The sequence below is a fragment of the Kitasatospora herbaricolor genome, from assembly GCF_030813695.1.
Lineage (GTDB): Bacteria > Actinomycetota > Actinomycetes > Streptomycetales > Streptomycetaceae > Kitasatospora > Kitasatospora herbaricolor.
In genome coordinates this window covers 8,887,864-8,912,912 of record NZ_JAUSVA010000002.1, presented here as the reverse complement: position 1 = coordinate 8,912,912, position 25,049 = coordinate 8,887,864, and the positions used below count along the sequence as shown (strand labels likewise).

23 protein-coding genes and 2 pseudogenes are annotated in these 25,049 nt (G+C 74.5%); 8 read left to right on the top strand and 17 right to left on the bottom strand.

What is annotated here, in order from left to right; all coding sequences use genetic code 11:
• Positions 1–10: 10 nt before the first annotated feature.
• Positions 11–1,069: a bile acid:sodium symporter family protein gene (locus J2S46_RS38510; RefSeq protein WP_229913248.1), complete on the top strand. Its 1,059-nt coding sequence runs from the start codon at positions 11–13 to the stop codon at positions 1,067–1,069.
• An 84-nt stretch (positions 1,070–1,153) separates the two neighbouring features.
• Here J2S46_RS38510 and J2S46_RS38505 read toward each other — a convergent pair whose 3' ends face one another.
• From J2S46_RS38505 to J2S46_RS38480, 6 genes and pseudogenes are all read right to left on the bottom strand, one after another.
• Entirely contained in the window at positions 1,154–1,960 is an 807-nt protein-coding gene (locus tag J2S46_RS38505; RefSeq protein ID WP_191293476.1) for an alpha/beta hydrolase family protein, read from the bottom strand.
• 127 nt (positions 1,961–2,087) lie between these two features.
• On the bottom strand, positions 2,088–2,801 hold the full coding sequence (locus tag J2S46_RS38500; RefSeq protein ID WP_191293474.1) for a GNAT family N-acetyltransferase: 714 nt from the start codon (positions 2,799–2,801) through the stop codon (positions 2,088–2,090).
• Between the two features lie 150 nt (positions 2,802–2,951).
• A complete protein-coding gene (locus tag J2S46_RS38495) occupies positions 2,952–3,122 on the bottom strand; it encodes a hypothetical protein (protein ID WP_191293472.1) in 171 nt (56 codons plus the stop codon).
• 184 nt (positions 3,123–3,306) lie between these two features.
• Positions 3,307–4,188, bottom strand: a pseudogene (locus J2S46_RS38490) (right-handed parallel beta-helix repeat-containing protein); the annotation flags it as partial.
• Between the two features lie 228 nt (positions 4,189–4,416).
• Positions 4,417–4,851: pseudogene (locus J2S46_RS38485) on the bottom strand (carbohydrate binding domain-containing protein); the annotation flags it as partial.
• A gap of 199 nt (positions 4,852–5,050) precedes the next feature.
• Entirely contained in the window at positions 5,051–5,929 is an 879-nt protein-coding gene (locus J2S46_RS38480; RefSeq protein WP_370882291.1) for a LamG domain-containing protein, read from the bottom strand.
• Positions 5,930–6,568: 639 nt separating this feature from the next.
• Here J2S46_RS38480 and J2S46_RS38475 point away from each other — a divergent pair.
• The gene (locus J2S46_RS38475; RefSeq protein ID WP_191293468.1) at positions 6,569–7,324 is read left to right on the top strand and encodes an SDR family NAD(P)-dependent oxidoreductase; all 756 of its coding nucleotides are present in this window, start codon (positions 6,569–6,571) and stop codon (positions 7,322–7,324) included.
• Between the two features lie 114 nt (positions 7,325–7,438).
• On the opposite strand, the gene J2S46_RS38470 is transcribed toward J2S46_RS38475, so the two are convergent.
• On the bottom strand, positions 7,439–8,191 hold the full coding sequence (locus J2S46_RS38470) for a hypothetical protein (RefSeq protein WP_191293466.1): 753 nt from the start codon (positions 8,189–8,191) through the stop codon (positions 7,439–7,441).
• A 31-nt stretch (positions 8,192–8,222) separates the two neighbouring features.
• Entirely contained in the window at positions 8,223–8,819 is a 597-nt protein-coding gene (locus J2S46_RS38465) for a hypothetical protein (protein WP_191293464.1), read from the bottom strand.
• A 289-nt stretch (positions 8,820–9,108) separates the two neighbouring features.
• Here J2S46_RS38465 and J2S46_RS38460 point away from each other — a divergent pair, with 289 nt between their 5' ends.
• The 3 genes from J2S46_RS38460 (at position 9,109) to J2S46_RS38450 (ending at position 10,875) form a co-directional block, all read left to right on the top strand.
• A complete protein-coding gene (locus J2S46_RS38460) occupies positions 9,109–9,333 on the top strand; it encodes a DUF6458 family protein (RefSeq protein ID WP_191293462.1) in 225 nt (74 codons plus the stop codon).
• Positions 9,334–9,445: 112 nt separating this feature from the next.
• Positions 9,446–9,895 carry an ATP-binding protein gene (locus tag J2S46_RS38455; RefSeq protein WP_191293460.1) on the top strand — a complete coding sequence of 150 codons (450 nt, stop codon included), beginning with the start codon at positions 9,446–9,448 and terminating at the stop codon, positions 9,893–9,895.
• A gap of 299 nt (positions 9,896–10,194) precedes the next feature.
• On the top strand, positions 10,195–10,875 hold the full coding sequence (locus J2S46_RS38450; RefSeq protein ID WP_229913247.1) for a DUF4230 domain-containing protein: 681 nt from the start codon (positions 10,195–10,197) through the stop codon (positions 10,873–10,875).
• A gap of 108 nt (positions 10,876–10,983) precedes the next feature.
• Here J2S46_RS38450 and J2S46_RS38445 read toward each other — a convergent pair whose 3' ends face one another.
• Positions 10,984–11,883 carry an aminoglycoside phosphotransferase family protein gene (locus tag J2S46_RS38445; protein WP_191293457.1) on the bottom strand — a complete coding sequence of 300 codons (900 nt, stop codon included), beginning with the start codon at positions 11,881–11,883 and terminating at the stop codon, positions 10,984–10,986.
• A 121-nt stretch (positions 11,884–12,004) separates the two neighbouring features.
• Positions 12,005–12,403 (bottom strand): winged helix-turn-helix transcriptional regulator, encoded by a 399-nt coding sequence (locus tag J2S46_RS38440; protein WP_191293455.1) that lies wholly within the window; start codon positions 12,401–12,403, stop codon positions 12,005–12,007.
• 59 nt (positions 12,404–12,462) lie between these two features.
• On the opposite strand from J2S46_RS38440, the gene J2S46_RS38435 reads away from it, so the two are divergent.
• Positions 12,463–13,068 carry an NAD(P)-dependent oxidoreductase gene (locus J2S46_RS38435; protein ID WP_191293453.1) on the top strand — a complete coding sequence of 202 codons (606 nt, stop codon included), beginning with the start codon at positions 12,463–12,465 and terminating at the stop codon, positions 13,066–13,068.
• A 65-nt stretch (positions 13,069–13,133) separates the two neighbouring features.
• Here J2S46_RS38435 and J2S46_RS38430 read toward each other — a convergent pair whose 3' ends face one another.
• The 6 genes from J2S46_RS38430 to J2S46_RS38405 form a co-directional block, all read right to left on the bottom strand.
• Entirely contained in the window at positions 13,134–13,349 is a 216-nt protein-coding gene (locus tag J2S46_RS38430) for an endonuclease/exonuclease/phosphatase family protein (RefSeq protein WP_191293451.1), read from the bottom strand.
• Positions 13,350–13,417: 68 nt separating this feature from the next.
• Positions 13,418–13,600, bottom strand: coding sequence for a hypothetical protein (locus J2S46_RS38425; RefSeq protein ID WP_191293449.1), 183 nt, complete (start codon positions 13,598–13,600; stop codon positions 13,418–13,420).
• Between the two features lie 8 nt (positions 13,601–13,608).
• Positions 13,609–14,076: an ATP-binding protein gene (locus J2S46_RS38420; protein WP_191293522.1), complete on the bottom strand. Its 468-nt coding sequence runs from the start codon at positions 14,074–14,076 to the stop codon at positions 13,609–13,611.
• Between the two features lie 159 nt (positions 14,077–14,235).
• The gene (locus J2S46_RS38415) at positions 14,236–14,625 is read right to left on the bottom strand and encodes an STAS domain-containing protein (RefSeq protein WP_191293448.1); all 390 of its coding nucleotides are present in this window, start codon (positions 14,623–14,625) and stop codon (positions 14,236–14,238) included.
• A 239-nt stretch (positions 14,626–14,864) separates the two neighbouring features.
• Positions 14,865–15,779: an RNA polymerase sigma factor SigF gene (locus tag J2S46_RS38410; RefSeq protein WP_191293446.1), complete on the bottom strand. Its 915-nt coding sequence runs from the start codon at positions 15,777–15,779 to the stop codon at positions 14,865–14,867.
• A 121-nt stretch (positions 15,780–15,900) separates the two neighbouring features.
• A complete protein-coding gene (locus J2S46_RS38405) occupies positions 15,901–16,863 on the bottom strand; it encodes an anti-sigma factor RsbA family regulatory protein (RefSeq protein WP_191293445.1) in 963 nt (320 codons plus the stop codon).
• A 400-nt stretch (positions 16,864–17,263) separates the two neighbouring features.
• Here J2S46_RS38405 and J2S46_RS38400 point away from each other — a divergent pair, with 400 nt between their 5' ends.
• Both J2S46_RS38400 and J2S46_RS38395 read left to right on the top strand, forming a co-directional pair.
• Entirely contained in the window at positions 17,264–21,634 is a 4,371-nt protein-coding gene (locus J2S46_RS38400; protein ID WP_307352604.1) for a HAMP domain-containing protein, read from the top strand.
• 97 nt (positions 21,635–21,731) lie between these two features.
• On the top strand, positions 21,732–24,200 hold the full coding sequence (locus J2S46_RS38395; RefSeq protein WP_191294665.1) for a SpoIIE family protein phosphatase: 2,469 nt from the start codon (positions 21,732–21,734) through the stop codon (positions 24,198–24,200).
• Between the two features lie 137 nt (positions 24,201–24,337).
• Here J2S46_RS38395 and J2S46_RS38390 read toward each other — a convergent pair whose 3' ends face one another.
• Complete coding sequence (locus tag J2S46_RS38390) at positions 24,338–24,691, bottom strand: PRC-barrel domain containing protein (protein WP_191294664.1); 354 nt, start codon at positions 24,689–24,691, stop codon at positions 24,338–24,340.
• Between the last annotated feature and the right edge of the window lie 358 nt (positions 24,692–25,049).

The window sequence follows — 25,049 nt, the reverse complement described above, 5'->3', positions numbered from 1 at the left end:
GCGGCGCCGGGTGAAGAGCCTCTCCGCACCCCTGAGCAGGGCAGCCGCCCGGTTCGGGGTCGACCCGTACATCCTGGCCCTGCTGGCCACCGTCGGAGTGGCCCTGCTGCTGCCCGCCCGCGGTGCGGTGGCCGGCGGCCTCGGGCACGTGATGACGGCCGCCATCGCCGTCCTCTTCTTCCTCTACGGCGCCCGGCTCTCGACCCGCGCGGCCCTGGACGGCGCCCGGCACTGGCGGCTGCACCTGACCATCCTGCTGGCCACCTTCGCGGTGTTCCCGCTGCTCGGCCTGGCCGCGGAGGCGCTGGCCGGCCCCGTACTCTCCCCCGAACTGGCCAGGGGACTGCTGTTCCTCTGCCTGCTGCCCTCCACCGTGCAGTCCTCGATCGCCTTCACCTCGATCGCGGGCGGCAGCGTGGCGGGCGCCGTGTGCGCCGCCTCCTTCTCCAGCCTGTTCGGCATCCTGCTGACCCCGCTGCTCGCCTCGCTGCTGCTCGGGGGCGGTGCCGTCCGGGTCGACGCCGGATCGGTACTCACCCTCGTCCTGCAACTGCTGGTGCCGTTCCTGCTCGGCCAGTTCTCCCGGCGCTGGACGGCCGGCTGGATCGCCGCCCACAAGCCCGTCCTGACCCTGGTCGACCGCGGATCGATCCTGCTGGTCGTCTACACCGCCTTCGGCGAGGGCGTGGTCGCGGGCGTCTGGCACACGGTCTCCGCCCGCCAGCTGCTGATCCTGGCCGGGTTCTGCGTCCTGATCCTGGCGGCGGCCCTGGCCTTCACCGACCAGGCCGGGCGGCGGTTGGGGTTCGTCCGCGCGGACCGGGTCGCCATCGTCTTCTGCGGCTCCAAGAAGAGCCTGGCGGCCGGCCTGCCGATGGCGGCGGTGCTGTTCGCCGCGAAGGACGTGGCCCTGATGGTGCTGCCGCTGATGCTCTTCCACCAGATCCAGCTGATGACCTGCACCGTCCTGGCCCGCCGCTGGGCCGCCGCGGCGGCGCCGGCCGCCCCGCCCGGTCGGGCCGCCGCACCGGCGCCCTCGACCGGGCGGCTGCCGCACCGGGTCGGGTAGCGGCGGCGGCCGCCGGAGGCATCGGGGGCCACGCCCCGGACGGAACGCCCGCCTGAGAGCACGGTCGAGGCCGGAGGGCCGGGCTCAGAGGACCAGCCGGATCGCCGCCAGGACGTGCGGCCAGGCCGAGGAGGCCGGGTCGATCAGCTCGAAGTGGCCGGCGTCCGGCAGTTCGACCAGCTTCGCGCCGAAGTCGTCCCGGTAGCGGCGCGCCATCCGCACGGGCACACGCTGGTCCTGCTCGCCGTGGACCAGCACGGTGGGCACCGGCAGGGCGCCGAGGCGGCTCGGGTCGGCGGCGGCGTAGCGGTCCGGCAGCTCGTCCGGTCCGCCTTCGAGGAACTCTGCCACCGCCCCCTCGCCGTTGCCCTGCTCCCAGGCCTCGGCCAGGTCGGTGACGGCGCCCAGGCCGACCACGCCGGCCACCCGGGGAGTCGCGTCGGTGCGGCCGGGGGCGGCCTCGGGCAGGCGGGTCCGGGCGGCCGCCCAGAGCACGAGATGACCGCCCGCCGAGTGCCCGCAGTGGACGACCCGGTCGTGGTCGACCCGGCCGGGGTAGGCCGCTTCGATCAGGCCCGGCAGGGTGTCGGCGGCCAGTGCCACATCGGTGAAGGTGGCCGGCCAGCCGCCGCCCGCCCCGACCCGCCGGTACTCGACGTTGGCCACCAGGTACCCCTGGCCGGCGAGCGCCTCGGCCAGGGCCCCCGCGTGCAGCCGGTCGTGCCGGGCCCGCCAGAACCCGCCGTGCAGGAAGAGCACCAGCGGAACCGGGCCGGCCACCGGTCCGAGCGGCAGGGTGATGTCGGCGACCTGGTCCGGGTGCTCGTGCCCGTACGCCAGCGTGGCGTCGGGGCCCGCCGAGGAATCCGATCCACTGTTGTTCCCGGACATCGTCCGCCTCCGCTCGCCCGTCCCTGGTCCCTGGTTCTGGTCCCAGGAGCCTGCGAGGACTCTATGCGAGGGCCGGCCGTTGCCGCGGGCGGGCGGCCCGTCCCCGGCGACCGGCGCCGGGCCCGCCTCAGCGAGCGGGGCCCCCGGCCCGGGCGGCCAGTGCGGCGGTGAGGCGGCGCTTGGAGTCCGGCCACTCGGCGGCGGTGATGCTGAAGAGCACCGAGTCCCGGACCCAGCCGTCCCGCATCACCATGTGGCTGCGCAGCACGCCCTCCTGGGTCGCGCCGAGCCGCGCGATGGCGGCCCGCGACGCGCTGTTGCGGAAGTCGGTGAGGAACTCGACGCGGTTCAGGCCGAGTTCCTCGAAGGCGTGGGTCAGCATCAGCAGCTTGGCCTCGGTGTTCACCGCCGTCCGCTGCCAGGACCTGCCGAGGAAGGTGAAGCCGATCTCCAGCCGCCGGAAGGGCAGGTTGACGGCCATCAGGCGGGTCGAGCCGGCGACCTTCCCCGTCGCGGAGTCGATGGTGGCGAAGGCCAGTTGGTCGCCGGCACGGTGCGCGGCGAGCGCCTGGTCGATGAACGCGCCGACGTCGTCCGGGTGCGGGACCAGGGTGACCTGGAGGTTCCACAGGTCGCCGTCGCGGACGGCCTCGCACAGGCCGTCGTGGTGCCCGTGACCGAGCGGTTCGAGTCGCACGTGCCGGCCGGTGAGGACGACCGGGCGCAGCCTGCCCTCGGGATCGACCGCCGGACAGCCGGCGGTCGGGCCGGCCGTGGTGGTGGCCGGGGCAGCGGTGGTCGGGGCGTCTGCGGTCGGGGACTCCCCGTCGATGGTGACCATGAGGATCACCCTAGTGACGGTGCCAAGCAGTTTTCCGCGCCGCGGGGTTCGGTGTGCCGGAGCCTCTGCCGCCCGCGGCCGGACGCCGCGGGTCGGATGCCGCGGGCCGGACGCTGCGGCCGGACGTCGCGGGACGGGCGCGGGACGGTGTCAGCGGTCGGCCGGGCGCTGCCGGCCCAGGGCCGTCCGCGCGCGCCGGACCGGACCGATCTGCTCGACCCGGCGGGCGTGCCTGCCCCCGTACTCCCAGCGGCGCGCGTCCGCGATGAGCGCCGCCAGCGCCTCGGCGTCCTCGGTCTCTCGGGGCTTGCGGCCGAACATGGGTAACCGTCCGTCTCTGGGCGCAGCTCTTCGCCCGGTCGTGCGAGTGGACTTATGAGTGTTCCCCCGTCACGCCGCTCCGCCACGTCCCACGGGCGCGTGTCATGTCACGAGGAGGTAACGGTACGCATGCGGTGAGTTGGCGGCCGGGCGGGGACCGGCCGCCGGGCCGTCGGGCCCCCGCTCAGCCGACGGGGACGCCCGGGTTCACCAGGCCGTCGCCACCCGTGACGGTGTTGTCCGCGGCGACCGTCACCGGGCAGCCGGCCGGGTCGTAGTTGGTGATGCCGAAGGCGTACCGCCCGGCGGTGCCGTTGGCGGGGCCCAGGTCGGAGGTGTTGTGCCGGAAGACGGTCCCACAGCCCCAGCCGGGCTGCTGGGTGTGCGTCTGGTAGCCGTCCTTCAGCGTGCCGACACCCTTGTTGTTCTCGATGACGTAGTTGTTGCCCTTCACGTCCACCCAGGAGTCGTCGAAGTTCTTGTCGGTGAGGCCGTCGCCGTAGAAGGTGTTGCCCGAGACCAGCCCGCCGGTGGTCCCCTCCTTCAGGTCGATGTTCTCGCCGCCGACCCGCGGGCCGATGACGTTGCCCAGGATCTGCACGTAGTCGCTGCGGTCGGCCAGGGTGTTCGCGGTACCGACGTAGACGCCCTCGCCCTTGCCGTCCCCGAGCGTGCCGGTGTCGCGGACGGTGGAGTTCTTCAGCACGCCGTAGCGGCTGGAGTTGCGGAAGTGCACGCCCTCCATGGTCAGGTTGCGCACCGTGACCGAGTCGATCACCACATGGTCGGCGGCGTCGACCACGATGCCCTTCTGGGCCCCCGTCACCGTGATGCCCCGGACGGTCCAGTACCCGGCGCCGTCCAGGTGCAGTCCGTAGCCGCCGCCGGTCGTGGTGGTGAGCACGGCGTTCGCGGAGCCGGTCAGGGTGATGCGCTGATCGGCCGTACCGGGCCGGGTGGTCGAGAAATTGCCGAGGTAGGTGCCGTCGGCCAGCTCGATGGTCTGGCCGGGCACGGCGGCGGCCAGGGCCGCCTTCAGCTCCTTGGCCGTGGTCACCCGCACAACTCCGGCGCCTGAGGTCGGGGTTGCCGACGCGGTCGGCGTGGCGGTGGCCGTCGGCGTTGCCGTGACCGTGGGTGTGGCGGTGGGGGTGGCGCTCGGCGTGACCGTGGGTGTGGCGGTGGGGGTGGTCGAGGGGGACGCGCTGGGGGTGGCCGAGGGCGTGCCCGCGCCCCCGGTGAGGGAGATGTCGTCCACCGTGATCGCGCCGGCGCCGTACCAGCCGCTCACCGAGACCGTGACCTGCGTGGTCTGCGGGCCCGCCGTGAACGTGGTGCCGAGCGGCGTCCACGTGGTTCCGGCCGTCCAGTTGGAGGCACTCACCCCGGTGCCGGTGACGGCCAGCTGGACGTAGGCGCCCTTCACCCAGGCGCCGAGCAGGTAGCCGGCGCCCGGCTGGACGGCGACGGTCTGGGTGCAGGGCGCGAGGTCCTGGGCGCCCGGCGTGGAGGCCAGCGCGTAGCCGCCCGAGTGCGGGGTGGTGCTCGTCGGCTGCGAATTCCCCGCGCAGGTCCAGCCGTTGAGGCTTCCCGATTCGAAGCCGCCGTTGACGAGCAGCTCCGGCGAGGCCGCGCCGGCGAAGGTGGCGGGCAGGGCGAACGCGGCACCCGCGAGACCGAGCGCGGTGGCGGCAGCAGCGGCGGCGGTGCGGCGCCGGCCGGCGTGCATCGGGGCGTGCGTCATGGCGGGACTCCACAGGTGGACGTGTTCGCGACGGGACGCGGAACGGATGACCACACAATGTGGACTAGACCAACTCTGGCGTCAAGAGGCCCGAGCCGCAGCGGGGTTCGCCCGAGGAGCCGCCCGGAGCGCCACGACCGCGGACCGGCGGGCGGGCCGGTCCGGGGTCGGAGCCGCCGCGCGGTCAGCGCTCGACGGTCAGCGAGTGGCACACCCAGGAGAGTCTGGTCCCCGCGGGGCCGGACGGGCGCGGGTGGTAAGTGCCGTCACTCACCGACATGTTGACGATGAGGTAGGCATGCCACCCGACCCCCACCCCGCGCCCGTCGGCGTACACCCGCCGCCCGTTGACGTACCAGTCCACGGACCGGGCGCCCAGGGTGACCCGGAGGTCGATCGTCCCGCCGGGGGCGACCGCGCCGGACTGGTCGCGCCAGTACAGATAGCTGCCGCTGCTCATGTGGTTGGAGAGCTCCAGCAGGTTGGGATTGTCCGGGTGGTACTCGAAGACGTCGACCTCGTTGCGACCGTCCCGCCAGGTCCAGATCGCCGGCCAGGCCCCGGCACCGGTGGGCAGGGTCACCCGGGCCCGCAGGACGTCCCCGGCCCGGACCTGGAAGCCGTCCGGGCTGCCCTCGGTGGTGAGCAGGTTGCAGTTCCACAGCCCGTCGCCGGCCCGGGCCACCGCGGAGAACACCCCGCCCGGGCAGTACTGGCGGACGAGGTAGTCGAGCTTGTGGTCACCCCGGTTGGTCGGCCCCATGTTCGGATAGGCGCTGCTGCGCCCGGCGACCCACTGCCGGGCCGAGGAGAAGTCGGCGGTGAACACCGTCCCGGTGACGGCCGCCAAGGGGGCCGCGCCGGCGGCTCCGGCCTCCGGCTGCCCGGGCTGCGGGGGCGTGGCCTGCGGGGGCGTGACCTGCGGGGGCATCGCGGGCGGTTGCGCCGGAGCCGGCGCGGTCTGCGGGGACGGCCCGGTCTGCGCGGCCTGCGCCGGGGCGCCGGCCGCCGTGGAACCGTCGCCCCACCCGAACCACGAACGGATGTCGGACCATATTCCCATGTCCGCTCCTTCCGAGAGCAGTTGTGCATGTGCTGTGGCGCGTGAACCGGCCCGTCCGGACCGACGTTCGGGAAGCCCTGCCTGATCCGGTGCGTGCGAGGCCGAGCCGGACCGGGAGGGGAGTGGTTTGCGGACGACGCCGTCCGCAAGAGGCGGCCGGGGGATCCCGAGGGTTCCGGCCCGGCACCGGAACGCGTCACTCCGGACTAGTTGCCCATCGTGTTCGTCCACAACCGAACGTGCCCCTGACAGCCGATAACAGGCCGGGGGGCGCACACCAGCGCACACGCCGGAGCCGCCGGGGGCGACCGTCCGCCCCGCGCCACCCGGACGTCGGGCCCGTAGCCTCCGGCACCGGTCCACGGAAGGGGCACCCACCTGCGGAGACTCCCGCTCGGCGCAAACGCTGCGGAATCGTTGCGACTTGGCCCCCTGTGCGGCCGGGGGCAGGCTGGAACTCCGGTCGGGAGCCGGCGGCCGGCGACTCCGGGAGACAGCGCCCCGGAGCCGTCGGCCCAAGCCCGGGACCGCACATGTCCGCACGCCGGACCGGCGGCCCCGACGGCCGGTCGGACATCACCGGAGCAAGCGCTCCCCAGAACAGACCGCCCCAGCGACGGGAAGGACGATGAGTCCGGCATGAACGAGACGGAGGGCCTGCGAGGCGCGCAGCCGGCGGAGCCGGCGCGAGCCCCGGTGCCCTGGGACTGGCGGATCCTGGTGGTCGGGGCGACCGGGGTGATCGGTGGCGCCGTGGCCACCGCGGTACGGGCCGCCGGGGCCGAGGTGGCGGTCGCCGGGCGCGACCCGGCACGTCTGGCGGCGGTCTCCGCCCGGCTCGACGGCTGCCCGGCCTTCGCCTTCGACGCCTACGACCTGACGGCCTGCGGCCTGCTCGGTTCCCGGGCCGCGACGGCCCTCGGCGGGCTCGACGCGGTGGTCACGGCCTTCGGGGCGGTGGCCTTCGGCCGGGCCGAGGAGTCCTCGGACGCCCTGGACGAACACCTCTTCACGGTGAACGCCCTGGCCCCGATCGCGGTGCTGCGCGGAGCTCTGGGTCAGATCGGCCCCGGGGGCGCGCTCGCGGCGGTGACGGGTGCGGTCGCATCGCGGCCCGCGGCCGGCATGGCCGCCTACAGCGCCTCCAAGGCGGCCCTCGGCGCCTGGCTGGACGCCGTCCGCCTTGAGCAGCGCAGAAACCGGGTCACCGTCCTCGATGCCCGGTTTCCCCATCTCGACACCGGCTTCGCCGACCGGGCGGTGGCCGGGCGGCCGCCGCGGCTGCCGCCCGGCGGGGACTTGGAGGCCTGCGTCGCGGCCCTGGTGGAGGGCCTGGTGGGGGCCGCCGCGCGACGGGACCGCGGCCCGGCGATCGGACTGCCCCGGCAGCCCTGAGGACGGCCCGCCGGCCGACGGCCGACATCCGGGCCGCTCCCCGGCCGGACAGCGCGCCGACCGGCTCCGCCGCGATGGTCGCACGGGCGGCGGGGCCGGTCGGCGCGCGGGTGCTCAGGAGGCGAGCAGCCGGTCCAGCAGGGTGCGGTACTCCCGCATCGCGAGCCGGAGCTCCTCGGTCGGGATGCCGCTGTCCTCGGTCCGGCCGCCTGCGTCGCGCAGCCTGCGGCGGTTCTCCCCCACCGATTCGGCGAGCAGGTCGGCGGCCTTGCCCACCAGGTCGTCCGCCTGCTCCACCGCCGCCCTGGGGTCGTCGACGAACCCTGTCTGGACGGCCCGCCACTGCGCCGAGAGCCGCTGGACCTGCTCCGTCTCCAGCCAGAGGCCGGGTGCCCGGGGTCCGTCCGGGCCCACCGGACCCGCTGCGGCCCCGGCGGCCACCACGGCGGTGTTCCCGGGCCTGCTGTCGAGGGCGTCGGATCCCGTCGGCTGCCGTGGGATCACCGGATCGGCGGCCGGCTTGCCCAGCGCGGAGGCAACCCCGGCGCCGGGTCGGTCGTCGCTCCGCTTCCCGTCGCCCCGGTGCTCGTCCCCACCCGGCCGGTCCGTACGACGCTCCTCTGCACGGCGCTCGTCCGTACGGCGCTCGTCGGTGTGCTGCTCGTCCGTGTGCTGCTCCGGCCCCCGGGGGTCGTGGGCCGGGCGCTCCGGTGCCCTGCGCTCCTCGGCGCCGCGAGCCTGCGGCGCCCGGACCTCCGAGCCGCGCGCGACCGTGCCACGCTCCTCCGAGCGGGTGTCCTCGGCGTCGGGCCGGATGGCCCTGACGCCCGGGTCGTCGTCGAAACGTGCGCTGTTCTTCTCCGGCATGATGCTCTCCTCCTCGGGTCTGGTCGTCAGGTCAGCCGGCGGACGGCGTCGGCCCGGCCGGGGCGGCGGTGATCCTCCCGGCCCGCACGGGCCGGCTGCGGCCCACCGGGTGCTCGGCGCGCAGCACGTCCAGGGTGAGGTCGCGGAGGGCGATCAGGGCCGTCCGGAGTTCCTCCGTCCCGACCTGGGCCGCCTGGGCGCGCTCCAGCGTGGACCGTGCGGCGCGGTACTCGGGGAGCAGCTCCCCGTGGTGGACGGAGACGGCGCCCAGGCGGCCCTTCTCGGGGTAGCCGACCTTGTCCAGCACCGCGGTCAGCAACCGGTCCGCGTCGGCCGCGGCGGTGCCGGGGTCGTCGACGAAGAGCTCCTGGATCCGGGCGAGTTCCCGCTCGGTCCGCTCCCGCTCGGCGGCGTCCAGCGGCTTGAGCTCCAGCCCGCGCAACAGCTTGAGCCGGTCGGCGAGTTCCCGTTCGGCCGCGTGGACGTCGCCGCCGTGGCCGAGCACCGTGCGGCTGTACTCAGGTCCGAAGCGCTCACGCAGCCGCCGGGTCTTCAGCCGTGGCGCGGCGAGGGCGCCGGCCGCCACCACCGCGAGCAGACAGACAATGAGGATGACCAGCACGCTCATCCCAGCTCCTCTCCCGATCCCACCGGAGTCGGCTCCGGCTGGGGAGCGCATAACCCCGCAGCAACGTCCCAAACACGGCCCGTGCCCGGACTGTCGGGGCGGCGTCCGCGCCTGGCCGCCGGACGCCGGGCGTCGCCCCGCCCGGCGAGGGAAAGGTCTGCGGACGGACGGTTCCCCCGTCCGCAGGCTCCGTCGGCCGTCCGGTGGAACGGACGTGTGTCCCCCGGCGGGCCGGGTAGGCGGTGCACCGACACGTTGGCGACGGTATGCGATCCAAGAGGTGGTTCCCATGGGTATAGGCGGCTGTGTCCTCATCTTCGCGGCGGGCGCGATCCTGACCTTCGGCGTGGACTGGCACCTGTCCGGGGTGAACCTGAACGTGGTCGGGCTGGTGCTGATGGCGGCGGGCCTGCTGGGCCTGTGCTGCTACGTGAGCGTCCTGCGCCGCCGGCGCTTCTCGGGCGGGCACGCCACGACCGTGATCGAGGACGGTCAGCGCTACGACGCGCCGTGACGTGCGCCGCGCCCACGACCGCTCCCGGCCCGCGGCGGCCGGTGACCGGTCGGGAGTTCCGTCCGGACCGGTCCGGCGGGGCGGCGGCGACGAATACCGGACGGAGGCTGCCATGAACGCACTCGTCGTCCCCGATCGCCGTCCCTGTCGGGCGGAGTCCGAACTGTGGCGGCTGCCCCCGGACGGCACGGCGGCGCGGCTGCTGCGCTCCCGGGTGTCCGGCCAGCTGTGCGACTGGTGCCTGTCGGAGCTGGGCCCGGACCTGGCGCTGATCGCCAGCGAACTGGCCGGCAACGCCGTCCGGTACGGGCACCCGCCGTACTGGGCGAATCTGCACATGCTGACCGATCCGGGCCGGCCGGAGTCCGTCCGGCTGATCGTCGCGGACGTCGGCCCGGGTTTCGACGTCGCGGACGTGGTCGACTCCTGGCGGCTGTCCGGGACCATGGACAGGGGACGCGGCCGCGGGCTGCTGCTGGTCGACGCGCTGGCCGACAGCTGGGGCACCGCGGCGCGGGCGCCGTTCTGCCTCACCTGGGCCGATCTGGCCACCCCCCGCTGACCTTCCCAAGCGCGGGACGGGCCGGTCGTACACTCCCGAGCCGGTGGCAAAAACCTTTTGCCACCGGCTAGTTGATGGAACGCCGAATCGGGGGCAGAAGGTCGTCGAGGGGACGGCGCATCCGGCTCCGTCCTCGGCCCACGGAGGACAACGCGATGGCACTCCCCCGCAACAGACGCCCGCTCCGCGGAGCCCAGGACGAGCCTGGCCCCTCGACGGCCGGCGAGCCCGAGGCAGCCGCGGACGGAGCCCGGCGGAGCCCGGAGACAGCCGGCGACCGGGCCGCGAAGGGCGGTTCCGTGCGCGTCCAGGAGCGCGAACCCGCCCCGGCGCCGGCCCGGTCCCGGCGCGGGCTGCCCTGGTACCTCAGCATCCCGATCACCCTGGCGGCCATCCTGGCGGTCTTCCTCGCCGCGGCCCGCTTCGACCTGCTGCCCGGCCTGCCCAACCCCTTCGCGGAGCGCCAGGTCGACCGCAGCCAGCCGGTCCTGCTCAAGTCCATCCAGGACATGAGTCGTTACACCGGTGCCACCGGCAACTTCCAGGTGATCATCGACCTGGACAACGACGCCAAGTTCCTGCCCTCGCAACTGCTCGGCAACCGGACGCTCTACGTGGCCGCCGGAACCGTCGGCGCCTACACCGACCTCGGCAAACTGGGCGCCGACGCGGTGACCGTTTCGGCGGACCGCACCTCGGTCCAGCTCCGGCTGCCGCACGCCCAACTGGCCGAGACCGCACTGGATGTGAAGCGCTCGTACGTCTACTCGCAGCAGCGCGGCCTGTTCGACCGGATCGGCGACTTCTTCTCCGGCAACCCCGGCAACCTCCAGCAGCTGGAGGTCCTGGCGACCGAGAAGATCCAGACCGCGGCCAAGGACACCGTGCTGACGTCGACGGCCGAGACCAACACCCGGACGATGTTCGTCGGCCTGCTGCGCTCGCTCGGCTTCACCACGGTGGACGTCACCGTCGTCTGAGCGATCCACCCGGGGGCCGGCGGTGCCGGTCGCAGCCGTCGGCCCCGGCTGCGACCGGCACCTCCGGCCCAGGCCCGAGCACCCGCGGCTCCGTACCCCGTTCGGCGCTCAGTCCTCGGCCAGCACCGCCCGGATCACGTGCCGGGCGTTCGCCGCCATGGCCGGGTTGGTCCGCCGGTGGTAGGGCAGCGCGATCAGCGCCTGGGAGAGCGTGCGCCCCCGGCCGCGGACCCAGGTGGCGTCGTCCACGCCGAGCGCCTCACGGAAGACCCCCCTGGCCGGCGCGGGCAGCAGGTTCCACGCCGGGAACAGGTCGCAGGCGGGATCGCCCTCCCCCGTGCAGCCGAAGTCGATCACCGCGCTGAGCCGGCCCTCGCGCACCAGCAGGTTGCCCGGCATCAGGTCGGCGTGCAGCCACACCGGCGGCCCGGTCCAGCCGGGGGCCCGCAGCGTCCGCGCCCAGACGGCGGCCGCGGCGTCGCAGTCGACGCCCTCCTCCGGGATCCCGCGCAGTGCCTCGATCGCCGCGCGGGTCCCCGCGTCGAGGGTGGCCACCGGGCCGCCCCGGTAGGCCCGCGGCGCCCCGGGCAGGCCGAGCCCCCGCATCGCGGTCACGAACCCGGCCAGGTCCTCGGCCAGCCGGACGGGGTCGCTCAGCGCCCCCGCCTCGGGGTTCTCCCCCGGCAACCACCGGTACACCGACCACGGCCAGGGATACCCCTCGCCGGGCTCCCCGGCCGCCAGCACCTCGGGGACGGCCGTGGGCAGCGCGGCCGCGAGCCGGGGCAGCCACTCCTGCTCCGTCGTCACATCGCCGACCCCGCCGGCCACCAGCGGCAGCCGGACCGCCATCGCGTCACCCAGCCGGAACATCGCGTTGACCGTGCCACCGGACGGGAACCGCTCGACGGGCAGCCCGGCCCACTGCGGGAACTGCCCGGCGATCAGCCGGCGCACCTGCTCGTCCGTGACGGGTGGCGGACCAGGGTCCCTCTGCCGAATGCTCATGGGGATCATCCGACCGCCTGGCCCGGCGGGGCGTCAATCGCATGTGGGCGCGGCCGCGCGTAACGCCGCCGGTGCCGCCGGTGCGGAGGGGGCACCGGCCGGGCCACCCGACCACGGCCGTTCAGTGCCGCCCGACCGCCCTCGCGAGGCCCGCTTCCTGCGCGTCGATCAGCTCGTCCCAGTGCTCGCGCGTCCAGGCGCAGGCCGTGTCGAGCGGGCCGAGCAGCCCCCGGCCGAGCGTGGTCAGCGCGTAGTCGACCCGCCGCACCGCCCCCTCGTGCTCCGTCCGGACGACGAATCCGTCCCGCTCCAGCGCGCGCAGCGAGTGGGTCAGAGATTTGGCCGTCACCCCGCGCAGCGGCACCTTCAGTTCGGAGAACCGGCGCGGGCCGTCCTGCAGGCAGCGCAGGATCAGGGTGGCCCACTTGTCGCCCAGCCGGAACGGCACCAGCGCGGACGGGCAGACGGGGTCGAACATCCCGGGATCCAGCGGAGCCGGCCCGACCGACGGATTCGTCATGCCCTACACCGTAGGTCGGTACCCGATCGGAAACCAGCCCCCGGCCTACGCTCCCGGCCATGGAAACCAGGCAGCAGCACATCATCGTGTTCGGGTCGAGCGGCAGGGTCGGCCGGGCGGCCGTGGCGGAGGCACGGCGCAGGGGTCACCGGGTGACGGCGGTACGCCGGGCGGACGGCGAGGTGACGGACCGGGCGGCCGTGGCGCGGCTCGCGGCGGGCCACGACGCGGCGGTGGTCGCCGTGTACGACCCCGCGGCGGGCCCCGCCGAGTTCTTCCCGGCCGTCGCCCGGGCGCTGGCCGAGGGGCTCCCGGCGGCCGGGGTCCGGCGGCTGGTGTCGGTCGGGCTGGCGTCCGTCCTGCCGACCGCGTCCGGCGGCCTGCTGATGGACACGGCCGGCTACCCGCAGGAGTGGCGGGAGTTCTACGGCGCCCACGGCGCCGGCACCGACGCCCTGCGCGCGGCCGCGCCCGAGGCGCTGGACTGGGTGGTGCTGAGCCCGGCCGGGGACTTCGACCGCGAGGGCTCCCCCACGGGTGGGTACGTGGTCGCGCCGGCCGACGCGGACAGCCGGATCACCCCGGCTGACTTCGCCCGCGCGCTGCTGGACGAGATCGAGCGGCCCACGCTGCACCGGACGCACACCGGGGTCGCGGCGGCCTGACCGGCCCGGCGGGCCGGCCGGGCACCGGAGGCCGCCGCCGGTGCCCGCACCCTCCCGGCCCCGGGTCACCACCCGGGGCGGGCGATCAGAGGGAGACGGTCGCTGCCGGTGGCGGGCAGCGCGGTGGCCGGCAGCGACCGCCGGCCACCGCACAGAACCTGGTCGACCCGGGCCAGCGGACGGGCCGCCGGCCAGGTGAAGCCGAATTCGGTACGCGCCGCGGTGAGCCGCGAGGTCACCGGGCGCAGTCGGGTGCTGTTGAGGTCGCCCAGCGCGATCACCCGCCGGAGGGGTTCGGCGTCGAGCCCGCCGCCGAGGCGGCGGGCGCTGTCGTCCCTGCGGTCCGCGCTCAGCCTCGGACACCGAATCGGATCGAGGGCAGGTGCGCCACGGTCGCACGCGGTGAGCGTCCGGCCGGGGCGCAGAGCAGCAGCACCGGCACGGCCGTCCCCCGCCACGGAAGGAAGGTCTCCACCAGGTTGCCGAGGTGCCCGACCCGATCCGGCACGGTCTCCGGTTCCACGAGGTCCACCGGGGAACCTACGCCGACAGGCGCCCCGCGGCGAACTCCAGCCAGACCGACTTCCCGCCCTGAACGGGCGTCACGCCCCAGCGGTCGGCGAGCTTCTGGACGATGTGCAGCCCGTGGCCGCCCGGGCGGCCGGGCTCGTAGGGCGAGCGCAGGACCGGCACGGTGGAGTCCCCGTCCAGCACCTCGACGCGCAGTCCGTCCGCGGAGGCGGTCAGGACGAGTTCGTGCGGGCCGCCGGCGTGCAGGCAGGCGTTGGCCAGCAGTTCGGAGACCACCAGCAGGACGTCGTCCGCGGTGCTCTGGCCGTGCGGGTCCTGGCCGGCCGGCCAGTTCCAGTCGGCGAGGGCCTGGCGGGTGAAGTCCCGGCCACGGGCGACCTGGCCCTTCAGTCCGGACAGCGCGAGGCGCCGGCGCTGCCCGGTGAGGGGCAGGCCGGGGCGCGCCGGCCCCGTGTCCCCGGGAGTCTGGAAACTCATCTGGTTCACCCCGCCATGATGCTCTGCACTGGTCGACTTCGGCTCGTCCCGGGCCGTTTCCCCGTCCCGGTCCGGTCCCTGTGGTGTGTCGTCTGCCCTGCTCCTGGCGGACGACACACCGCCGGGGGCCCGCTCGGCCGGGACGGCCGGCCTGGGGCGTCAGCCTGACGCGACGGCCTCGCCCACCGAGTCGTGGATCGAGAACACGGTGCCCGCCCCGGTGATCTCGAACACCCGGGCGACCTGCGGCGCGAGGGCCACCAGGCGCATCGGGAGCGCCGCGGACTCGGCGGCGAGCCGGGTCTGCAGCAGCAGGTTGAGCCCTGAGGAGTCGCAGAACTGCAGGTCGGCCAGGTCGACGACCAGCATCGGCGGGCCGGCGGCCGTGGCCGCCTCCAGCGCCTCGCGGGCCGGGCCGAGACTGTCGAGGTCGAGTTCGCCCGCGAGCGAGCAGACCACGGCGCCGGCGACCTGCCGGGTGTCCACCGTCAAGCGGCCGGCCGCGGCCGCCGGCCACGTCGAGCCCGTACCGGCCTCACCGATTCCCATCGTCCCGCACCTTCCACGGCAGTCTTCCGTACCCACGTGGGGCATCATGCTCCGTCACGGCCCCGGAGTGCCGGAGCCCCACCCGCGTGGCGTGTGCCGCCCGCGGACCGGTCCGCCCGCGCCCCGTCGACGGGTGCGGGCCGGTCGGGCGTGCGTACGCCGCGGCCGTCCGGAACCCTACCCCGACCGCCGCCCCCGGGCCCAGCCCGGCCGGCGGTCCGCGGGGCGCTGCGGGTTTGTCAGTCCTCTTCCGCCAGCAGACCGCTGCGCAGCGTGGCCAGGGTGCGCGAGAGCAGCCTGGAGACGTGCATCTGGGAGACGCCGAGCCGGCTGCCGATCTCGGACTGGGTGAGTTCCTCGACGAACCGCATCGACAGGATGCTGCGCTCGCGCTCGGGCAGCGCGGCGATCAGCGGCTTGACCGCGTGGAGGTTCTCCAGCCGTTCGAACCCCGGGTCCTCGAAGCCGAGGCGGGCGTTGAGGGCGTTCTCGGCCTCGTCGTCGGTGCCCGCGTCGAGGGAGCCGGCGGTGTGGCTGTTGCTGGCGACCATCCCCTCGACGACCTCCTCCTCGGTCAGTCCGAGGTGGGCGGCGAGTTCGGCGACGGTGGGGGCCCGGTCGAGCCCCTGCTCCAGTTCGTCGCCGGCCTTGGCGATGGTCAGCCGCAGCTCCTGGAGCCGGCGGGGGACGTGCACCGACCAGGTGGTGTCCCGGAAGAAGCGCTTGATCTCGCCGATGATGGTGGGCAGCGCGAAGGTGGTGAACTCCAGCCCGCGCTCGGGTTCGAACCTGTCGATGGCCTTGATCAGGCCGACGGTCCCGACCTGCAGGATGTCGTCCATCGGCTCCCGGCTGTTGCGGAACCGGCCGGCCGCGTAGCGGACCAGCGACTGGTTGAGCTCGATCAGGGTGGCTCGGGTGTAGGAGTACTCGCGGGTGCCCTCCTCCAGCGCGGCGAGGCGGACGAAGAGGGCCTTCGACAGCTGCCTGGCGTCGGCGGGGGCCACCTCGCGGGGGTTCTCGATCATCAGGACGCCCGGGTCCTCGTCCGCCGGGGCGGTCGCGTCGACGGCGGTCGCCCCGTACTCGGGGGCGGGGTGTGTGCGCTCCGTGCCAGGGTCAGCGGTCAGTGCAGCCTTCAGCGACGTCGTCATGGCAGTCCTTCCACCGGTTGGCCTCGTGTCCCACCCGGGTACCCGGGTTCCTCCGGAGCACGCCGGCCGACGACCGACGTTCACGACTTCCACACGGTACCGCCACAGAGTGCCGGGAATGTCACGGAATGCCAGGGCCCATTCCGACGTGCAGGCGCAGCGTGAGGCCGGCACCGGTGGCGCGGGTCTCGACCAGGTCGCAGAGCTGGTGGATCATCCAGAGCCCGCGGCCGCCGTCCGCCCCGGCCGGGCCGGGCCGGCTCCGGCCGGCGAGCGGGTCGGCCAGCCGGCCGCCGTCGGTGATCTCCGCCACGGCGTGCCCGTCGGCCGTCCACAACCTCAGCCGGCCGAGGCCCCCGCCGTGGGCGATCGAATTGGCGGTGGCCTCGCCGACCGCCAGCACCAGGTCGGCCGTCCGGGCCAGGCCGAGGCCGGCGGCCGCCGCCCAGCCGTGCACCTGCTCGCGGACCTGCGCCAGCCGGCCCGGCCCGTACGCCAGCTCCCGGGCCCCGGCGGGCTCGGGCAGCGGGGTGTCGCAGGCGGCGACCACCAGCGCCGGATCGGTGTAGGCCCGGCTGGGCCGGCTCGTCCCGCCGCGGACCAGCGTCGGGTGGGTGCGCCGGGCGTCGGTGAGCACCGCCGGCGACAGGCCGGCGGTGTCGTAGGGGCACAGGACGGTCCCGGTGGTCCCCCGGAAGGCCAGGTTGATCAGTGCCTCGTGGCGGGTCGCCTCGGTGATCTCGGCCGCGGAGCGGCCCGGCCAGATCGGCTCCCCGACGATCCGCACGGCCCGGCCGCGGTGTCCGGCCGCGAACTCCCGCAGCCTTGCGAGGATCCGCCCGGGGTTGCGGCCGAGCGCGGTCATGTCGGCGCTCTCCAGCTCGCCGCAGGCCGGCCCGAGCGCGTCCCGGAGCAGCTCCAGCCGCTCGCCGGGCACCGCCACCAGGACGGGTAAGGAGGCCGCCAGAGCCTCCCGGACGAAGCCGCCGACGGCCGCCGCGTACTCGGTGCGGCCGCGGTAGAACAGCGCCGGATGCGCGAACGGCCCGGCGGTTCGCTCCCCGGGGGTCACTTCGAGGGTCATGGCCGCACACACCTCCTGACGTCCGTGGCGTGCCCGCCGCGCACCGGGCCCGCACGGTCCGGTTGAAGCCGCGTCTACCCGCCGACCCTCCCGTCACACTTCCGGCACCGCTCCTCCGGCGGCACGCCCGGCGCCGGCCGGCCTCGGCCACGGCCCGCGCGCCGGGCGCAGCCGCGCCCCGCGTCCGTCCGCCGCCGCGCCCCGGACGACCCCTGACGTGGGCTCGCAGCGCAGTACCCCGGCTCTCCCCTGGGGTAACCTCCAAGCGGCTCGACCGGACGGTCCTCCGGCCCCCGACGAGCCTCCTGAGGTCCAGGATCGGCAGCCGAGCGCGTGGCGCGCAGACGCTCCGGGCGATGTCCGCGGCCCTTACGGCGGACGAGGGGAAGTGCGGGACGGCATGTCTGACACCAGCGCCGGCAAGGCGACGGCCGCAACGAAGGGCCGTGGCCCGGCCGACCCGGGCACCCCGGGACCGAAGACGGCGCCGGAGGCCTCCCGGGCCGGCGCGGCCGTCCCCCGGCCGCCGGCCACGCCGGCCGCGTCGGGGCCCGCGGGTGTCGGCGAGCCCGAACTGCGCCAGCTGCTGGCCGGGCTGACCGCCGTCCGCGACGGCGACTTCGGGACTCGGCTGCCGGACGACGAGGGCCTGATCGGCGAGATCGCCACGGTCTTCAACGGCATGGTCGACCAGCTGTCGCTGTTCACCTCCGAGGTGACCCGGGTGGCGCGCGAGGTCGGCACCGAGGGCCGGCTCGGCGGCCAGGCCGAGGTCCCCGGGGTCTCCGGCACCTGGGAGGACCTGACCGACTCGGTCAACGCGATGGCCGGCAACCTCACCACCCAGGTGCGGGACATCGCCCAGGTGGCCACCGCGGTCGCCAAGGGCGACCTGACGCAGAAGATCACCGTGGACGCCCGCGGCGAGATCCTCGAACTCAAGAACACCGTCAACACCATGGTCGACCAGTTGTCCTCGTTCGCCGGGGAGGTGACCCGCGTTGCCCGCGAGGTCGGCACCGAGGGCCGGCTGGGCGGGCAGGCCAACGTCCAGGACGTCTCCGGCACCTGGCGCGACCTCACCGACTCGGTGAACTCGATGGCCGGCAACCTCACCGCGCAGGTCCGCTCGATCGCCCAGGTGGCGACGGCGGTGGCGGGCGGCGACCTCTCGCAGAAGATCCGGGTGGACGCCCGCGGCGAGATCCTCGAACTCAAGGAGACCATCAACACGATGGTCGACCAGCTCTCCGCCTTCGCCGGTGAGGTGACCCGGGTCGCCCGCGAGGTCGGCACCGAGGGCCGGCTCGGCGGGCAGGCCAACGTCCAGGACGTGTCGGGTACCTGGCGCGACCTCACCGAGTCGGTGAACGTGATGGCGGACAACCTGACCGCGCAGGTCCGCTCGATCGCCCAGGTCACCACGGCGGTGGCCCGCGGCGACCTCTCGCAGAAGATCCGGGTGGACGCCCGCGGCGAGATCCTCGAACTCAAGGAGACCATCAACACGATGGTCGACCAGCTCTCCGCCTTCGCCGACGAGGTCACCCGGGTCGCCCGCGAGGTCGGCACCGAGGGCAACCTCGGCGGCCAGGCCACCGTCCGGGGCGTCTCCGGCACCTGGAAGGACCTCACCGACAACGTCAACGTGATGGCCTCCAACCTGACCGGTCAGGTCCGCTCGATCGCCCAGGTGGCGACGGCGGTGGCCCGCGGCGACCTCTCGCAGAAGATCACCGTGGAGGCCAAGGGCGAGGTGGCGGCACTGGCCGGGGTGATCAACACCATGGTCGACACCCTGTCGGCGTTCGCCGACGAGGTGACCCGGGTGGCCCGCGAGGTCGGCACCGAGGGAACGCTCGGCGGCCAGGCCCGGGTGCCGAACGTGGCCGGCACCTGGAAGGACCTCACCGACAACGTCAACTCGATGGCCAACAACCTCACCGGCCAGGTCCGCAACATCGCCCAGGTCACCACGGCGGTGGCCCGCGGCGACCTGACCCGCAAGATCGACGTCGACGCGCGCGGCGAGATCCTCGAACTCAAGACCACCATCAACACCATGGTCGACCAGCTCTCCTCGTTCGCCGCGGAGGTGACCCGGGTGGCCCGCGAGGTCGGCAGCGAGGGCCGGCTCGGCGGCCAGGCCGAGGTGGAAGGCGTCTCCGGCACCTGGAAGCGGCTGACCGAGAACGTCAACGAGCTGGCCGGCAACCTGACCCGCCAGGTCCGCGCCATCGCCGAGGTGACCAGCGCGGTCGCCGAGGGCGACCTGACCCGATCCATCACCGTCGAGGCCCCGGGCGAGGTCGGCGACCTCAAGGACAACATCAACTTCATGGTGGAGTCCCTGCGCGAGACCATCCGCGCCAACCAGGACCAGGACTGGCTGAAGTCCAACCTGGCCCGGATCTCCGCCCTGATGCAGGGCCGCCGCGACCTCTCGGTGGTCGCCGACCTGGTGATGGACGAACTCACCCCGCTGGTCGGCGCCCAGTACGGGGCCTTCTACCTGGCCGACGAGACGGCCGACGGCCCCGAACTGCGGCTGATCAGCTCGTACGGCATGCGCGACCTGCCCGGCAGCCCGGGGCGGCCGCTCTCCTTCCGGTTCGGCCAGTCGCTGGTCGGGCAGGCGGCCCGCAGCCGGCGCACCATCTCGATGGACGAGGTGCCGGCCGGCTACGTCACCATCGCCTCCGGCCTCGGCGCCACCGCCCCCAACTCCCTGATCCTGCTGCCGATCGTGGTCGAGGGGCAGGTCCTCGGGGTGATCGAGCTGGCCTCCGTGCACCGGTTCACCCAGACCCACCGCGACTTCCTCGACCAGCTGATGGAGACCGTCGGCGTCAACGTCAACACCATCGTGGCCAACGCCCGGACGGACGAGCTGCTCGGCGAGTCCCAGCGGCTCACCGCCGAGTTGCAGGTCCGCTCCCGGGAACTCCAGTCCCGTCAGGAGGACCTGCAGTCCTCCAACGCCGAACTGGAGGAGAAGGCCGCACTGCTGGCCGCGCAGAACCGCGACATCGAGACCAAGAACCTGGAGATCGAGCAGGCCCGCCAGGAGCTGGAGGACCGCGCCCACCAGCTGACCCTCGCCTCCACCTACAAGTCCGAGTTCCTGGCCAACATGAGCCACGAGCTGCGCACCCCGCTGAACAGCCTGCTCATCCTGGCCCAGCTGCTGGCCCAGAACCCGACCCGCAACCTGACCGCCAAGCAGGTCGAGTACGCCGGCATCATCCACTCGGCCGGCTCCGACCTGCTCCAGCTGATCAACGACATCCTCGACCTCTCCAAGGTCGAGGCGGGCAAGATGGACATCAACCCCGAGCGGGTGCCGCTGCGCCAGCTGCTCGACTACGTCGAGGCGACCTTCCAGCCGCTGATCACCCAGAAGAGCCTGAGCTTCCGGATCACCACCGCCCCCGGGGTGCCGACCGACATCCTCACCGACGACTACCGGCTCCGGCAGATCCTGCGCAACCTGCTGTCCAACGCGGTGAAGTTCACCGAGACCGGCAGCGTGCGGCTCAGCATCGAGAACGCGGACCTCGCCGAGATCCCCGACCTGGCCCGGCACAACGGCCCGGTGCTGGCCTTCCGGGTCGTCGACACCGGGATCGGGATCGCCGAGGAGCACCTGCAGAGCGTCTTCGGCGCCTTCCAGCAGGCCGACGGCACCACCAGCCGCAAGTACGGCGGCACCGGCCTCGGGCTCTCCATCAGCCGGGAGATCGCCTACCTGCTCGGCGGCGCCATCACCGCCGAGAGCGCGGTCGGCCAGGGCAGCACCTTCACCCTCTACCTGCCCGCCGCCCGCACCGACCTGGCCGGCCCGCAGCCCCGCGGCAGCGCCCTCGCCCGGCCGGCCGCCCCGCCGGCCGTGGCCGCGCCGCTGCCCCGGCAGCGCCGCCGGCTGCTGGTGGTGGAGGCCCGCGCGGGCGGACTGCTCTCGCTGGTGGCGGAGAGCGCCGTCGCGGACCTCGGCGACGCCGGGGACCTCGGCAGCTCCGCCCGCTCGGTGGAGCTCGTCACCGCCCTCGGGGTGCGCGAGGCCGCGGCCGCGCTGGCCACCGAGGCCTGCCACTGCGCGGTGCTCGACCTCGACCTGCCGGACGGCGCCGCGCTGCGGTTCCTGGAGGAGGTCAACAACGACCCGGCGCTGCGGGGCGTGCCGATCCTGGCGCACAACAACCGCCGGATGCGGGCCGACCAGGAGCTCACCCTCCAGTCGCGCAGCACCAGCCAGCCGCTCGAACTGCTCTCGAGCCTGGACGAGCTGCGCGAGCGGATCACCCTGCACCTGAGCGCGGACCAGCCGGGCGACGTGCTTCCACTGGTCCGCCCGGAGGAGTCGGCGAAGCCCGCCGCGCGCGAGATCGGCGACACCCTGGCCGGCCACACCGTGCTGGTGGTCGACGACGACGCCCGCAACCTGTACGCCATCACCGGCATCCTGGAACTCCACGGCATGCGGGTGCTGCACGCCGAGAACGGCCGGGCCGGCATCGAGGCCCTGGTCGCCAACCCGGCCGTGTCGGTGGTCCTGATGGACGTGATGATGCCGGAGATGGACGGCTACACGGCGACGGCGGCGATCCGCGCGATGCCCGAGCACGCCTCGCTGCCGATCATCGCGGTCACCGCCAAGGCGATGCCCGGCGACCGGGAGAAGAGCCTGGCCTCCGGGGCCAGCGACTACGTCACCAAGCCGGTCGACGCGGCGGACCTGGTCGCCTGCATCCAGCACTGGCTGGGCCGTTAGGCCGGGCCGGTCCGGACCGGCCCCCGGCCCGGACCGGCGCGGCACCCCCGCCCCGGCCACCGCCCGGCCCCGGCGGACCCGACCGAAGGAGCAGCCCGTGCAGGTCCCCCCGCAAACCGAACCGGTGCAGCTGCTCCACCCGCCGCCGGCCCGGCGCCCCGCCGGCCCGGATCGGGACGCGTCGTCACCGCCGGCGGACGCCCCGACGGGCCCGGCGGAGGCCGCGGAGGTGACCGTCGGACGGCTGGCGTCCACCGTGGAACGGCTGCACCGGCAGGTCCAGGAGGCCCAGGCCACCGCGGACGGACGGGCGCTGGTCGAGCTCGCCAAGGGCATCCTGGTCGAGCGGCTGGGCTGCGGCCCCTCGCAGGCCGCCCGGCAGCTCACCGAGCTGGCCGGGCAGGCCGGCCGGTCGCCGCTGGAACTGGCCGCGGAGATCGTCAACCAGGCGGCCCGCGACCACCTCACCGACACCACCCGGGACCTGCTCGCCCCGCCCGGGGCCGACGCCGCCGGCACACCCGTCGCCGTGCGGCTGCGCAGCGCCGAGAGCGGGGCGCTGGCCGCCGGCGACACCCAGGCGGTCGCCGAGTCGCTGCTGGAGCACGCCCTCGCCCCGCTGGGCGCCACCGCCGTCGCCATCTGGAGCGCCCACCCGGACGGCTCGCTCGCGCTCGCGGGGCACGCCGGGTTCCCGGCCCAGGAGGCCGGCCGCTGGCACTACGTCCCCCCGGGCGTGGCCACCCCGGCCCGGCAGGCGCTGACCCGACGCGCCGCGGTCTGGATCGAGTCGCTCGGCCGCTCGGGCCTGCCCTCGATCGGCCATCACCGCAATGCCGGCGGGCGCGCCGCCGTGCCGGCCGGGCTCGGCGGGCGGATCACCGGCGTGCTGGAGATCTGCTGGCCGGACGCGTCGGCCCCGCCGTCGCCGCAGATCCGGCGGCAGGCGGAGGCGCTGGCCGAGCTGTGCGCCCACACCCTTGAGCACCAGTCCGGTGCCTTCCCCGGCCGGGCGGGCGCGCCCGGCGCGGAGCCCTCGCAGCGGCTGGGCGAGCTGGTCGACCTCGCGGACGGCCTGCACGACCCGGCGCTGGTGCTGGTGCCGCACGTCGAGAACGGCCAGGTCACCGACTTCCGGGTGCACCACGCGGGCGCGCGGTTCGTGGACTTCGCCGGGCGCCCGCGCAGCGAGGTCGCGGGTTCGCTGCTGCTCGAGGCGTACCCGCTGGCGGCCGGGCCGGGCGGCCTGTTCGAGCAGGTGGCGTACGTGCACGCCGGCGGGGAGCCGTTCCGGGCCGAGCGGATGACGCTGACCGCGGTGGTCGGGCAGGTGCCGCTGAACGCGGTCGCCGACCTGAGCCTCACCCGGCACGGCGGGGCCGTCCTGCTGGTCTGGCGGATCGAGGACGAGGCGGCCAGGGTGGCCGAGCTGCTCCAGCACGCCCAGCGGCTGGGCCGGATCGGCGGCTTCGAGGAGAACACCGTCACCGGCGGGATCACCTGGAACAGCCCGCTGTTCGACCTGTACGGCCTCAACCCCTCGGCGGCGCCGATCCCGATCGACCAGTTGCGGGCGCACGCCCACCCGGACGACGCCGAGGCCATCGGACGCTTCCTGCGGACCCTGCTGCACCACCTGCTGCCCGCCTCCACCGCCTTCCGGCTGCGGCGGCCGGACGGCATCGCCCGGCACATCCGGGTGGTCGCCGAGCCGGTGCTGGACCTGGAGGGCCGGCTGACCGCCGTCCGCGGCGCCTACCAGGACATCTCAGCCCAGCACTGGACCGAGGTGGCGCTGGCCGCCACCCGCGACCAGCTGGCCCAGAGCGAGCAGCAGGCCGCCGAGCGCAACCGGCTGGCCCGCCAGCTCCAGCACGCGATCATGCCGCCCACCCGCGGGCCGATGGACACCTCGGGTCTGCGGATCGGGGTGCGCTACCGGCCGGCCGAGAAGGACCACCTGGTCGGCGGCGACTGGTACGACGCGGTGGTGCTGCCCTCGAAGCAGATCCTGCTCTGCGTGGGCGACGTCGCCGGCCACGGCATCGAGGCGGCCACCGGCATGGTCGCGCTGCGCAACGCGCTGCGCGGGCTGGCCGCCACCGGCGCCGGCCCGGGCCAGCTGCTGGCCTGGCTGAACGTGGTGGCGCACCATCTGACCGAGAACGTCACCGCCACGGCCGTCTGCGGCCTCTTCGACCCGGAAACCCGGACGCTGCGCTGGGCCCGGGCCGGGCACCTGCCGCCGGTGCTGCTGCGCGACGGCCGGGCGAGCACCCTGCCACTGGTCGGCGGGCTGCTGCTGGGCGCGGTCGCGGAGACCGAGTACGAGGAGTCGGAGCTCCAACTCCAGTCCGACGACACCCTGTTGATGTACACGGACGGCTTGATCGAACGCAAGGACCGGTCGGTGCAGGACTCACTGGACCGGCTGCTCACGCTCGCCCACGGGACGGCCGGGGCGGGCACCGGGCCGACCCTGGAGAAGCAGCTCGACCACCTGCTGACCCACAGCAACGCCGACACGGACGACGACACCTGCCTGATCGGGGTCCAGCTGATCTGACCGGACGGTGCCGTGGCCGGACCGCGCGGGGGCCCGACGGTGCCCGGGCCGGACCGTGCCCGGGGCCGGCACGGCGGCGGGGGCGCGCCGGCCACCGCCGGCGCGCCCCCGCCTGGTCCGCCCTGGTCCCGCCGCGGCTACGGCATCGTCCGGCCGTAGTAGTACTCGCCGAGGTGCATCCGGTAGTCCGAGTCCCCGTCGTGCCGCTCGCGCAGGAACTCGGGGGCGTCCTTGACGTCCTGCTTCGTCCGGTTGAGGTACACCGTCCCGGTGTCGGGGTCGACGCTGGAGATGCAGCCGGCGGGCAGCAGGACCTCCTTGCCGAAGATCCAGACACCGGTGTCGACCACGACGCCCGCCTCGCCGGCGTCCGCGGTGTGCTTGTCCACCTTGCCGATGTGGCCGTCGATCGCCTCGACCCGGTACCCGGCCAGGTCCGTCCCGGTGAGGTAGCCGGTCTCCGGACGGTGCTCCCAAAGGTTCTCGCTCACAACGCAGTTCCTCTCCAACGGGGTGCCCCCGCCGGCGCCCGGCAGGTCCGTACGGAGCCGTCCGGGCGACGGGGATCCGCCCTGCGGCTGCCCCGCTTCCGGCCGTCCATGCCGACCGGTTCCCGGCGCCGCGACGGCGCCGGACGTGCCGGTTCACGAACACGCCGGAAAATCCCGCAGCCCGCCAATCGCCCGCGGCGGCGCCGATGCTGCTACAGTCGAATCAGTTGCAGTTTTGGTTCCCATGAAATTTTGTGTGCGCCTGCTGGTTCCAACAGACAGGCGCATTTTTATTTCCTCGGGTTTCCCGGGCTCGGCGTCAGCTCTGCGACGCGAAGTTCGCAAGTGGCGGGCTTCG

Coding starts and splice junctions, on each gene's coding strand:
- J2S46_RS38505 (WP_191293476.1), bottom strand. CDS start 1,960: ATGTCCGGGAACAACAGTGGATCGGATTCCTCGGCGGGCCCCGACGCC.
- J2S46_RS38500 (WP_191293474.1), bottom strand. CDS start 2,801: ATGGTCACCATCGACGGGGAGTCCCCGACCGCAGACGCCCCGACCACC.
- J2S46_RS38495 (WP_191293472.1), bottom strand. CDS start 3,122: ATGTTCGGCCGCAAGCCCCGAGAGACCGAGGACGCCGAGGCGCTGGCG.
- J2S46_RS38480 (WP_370882291.1), bottom strand. CDS start 5,929: ATGGGAATATGGTCCGACATCCGTTCGTGGTTCGGGTGGGGCGACGGT.
- J2S46_RS38475 (WP_191293468.1), top strand. CDS start 6,569: ATGAACGAGACGGAGGGCCTGCGAGGCGCGCAGCCGGCGGAGCCGGCG.
- J2S46_RS38470 (WP_191293466.1), bottom strand. CDS start 8,191: ATGCCGGAGAAGAACAGCGCACGTTTCGACGACGACCCGGGCGTCAGG.
- J2S46_RS38465 (WP_191293464.1), bottom strand. CDS start 8,819: ATGAGCGTGCTGGTCATCCTCATTGTCTGTCTGCTCGCGGTGGTGGCG.
- J2S46_RS38460 (WP_191293462.1), top strand. CDS start 9,109: ATGGGTATAGGCGGCTGTGTCCTCATCTTCGCGGCGGGCGCGATCCTG.
- J2S46_RS38455 (WP_191293460.1), top strand. CDS start 9,446: ATGAACGCACTCGTCGTCCCCGATCGCCGTCCCTGTCGGGCGGAGTCC.
- J2S46_RS38445 (WP_191293457.1), bottom strand. CDS start 11,883: ATGAGCATTCGGCAGAGGGACCCTGGTCCGCCACCCGTCACGGACGAG.
- J2S46_RS38440 (WP_191293455.1), bottom strand. CDS start 12,403: ATGACGAATCCGTCGGTCGGGCCGGCTCCGCTGGATCCCGGGATGTTC.
- J2S46_RS38435 (WP_191293453.1), top strand. CDS start 12,463: ATGGAAACCAGGCAGCAGCACATCATCGTGTTCGGGTCGAGCGGCAGG.
- J2S46_RS38420 (WP_191293522.1), bottom strand. CDS start 14,076: ATGAGTTTCCAGACTCCCGGGGACACGGGGCCGGCGCGCCCCGGCCTG.
- J2S46_RS38415 (WP_191293448.1), bottom strand. CDS start 14,625: ATGGGAATCGGTGAGGCCGGTACGGGCTCGACGTGGCCGGCGGCCGCG.
- J2S46_RS38410 (WP_191293446.1), bottom strand. CDS start 15,779: ATGACGACGTCGCTGAAGGCTGCACTGACCGCTGACCCTGGCACGGAG.
- J2S46_RS38405 (WP_191293445.1), bottom strand. CDS start 16,863: ATGACCCTCGAAGTGACCCCCGGGGAGCGAACCGCCGGGCCGTTCGCG.
- J2S46_RS38400 (WP_307352604.1), top strand. CDS start 17,264: ATGTCTGACACCAGCGCCGGCAAGGCGACGGCCGCAACGAAGGGCCGT.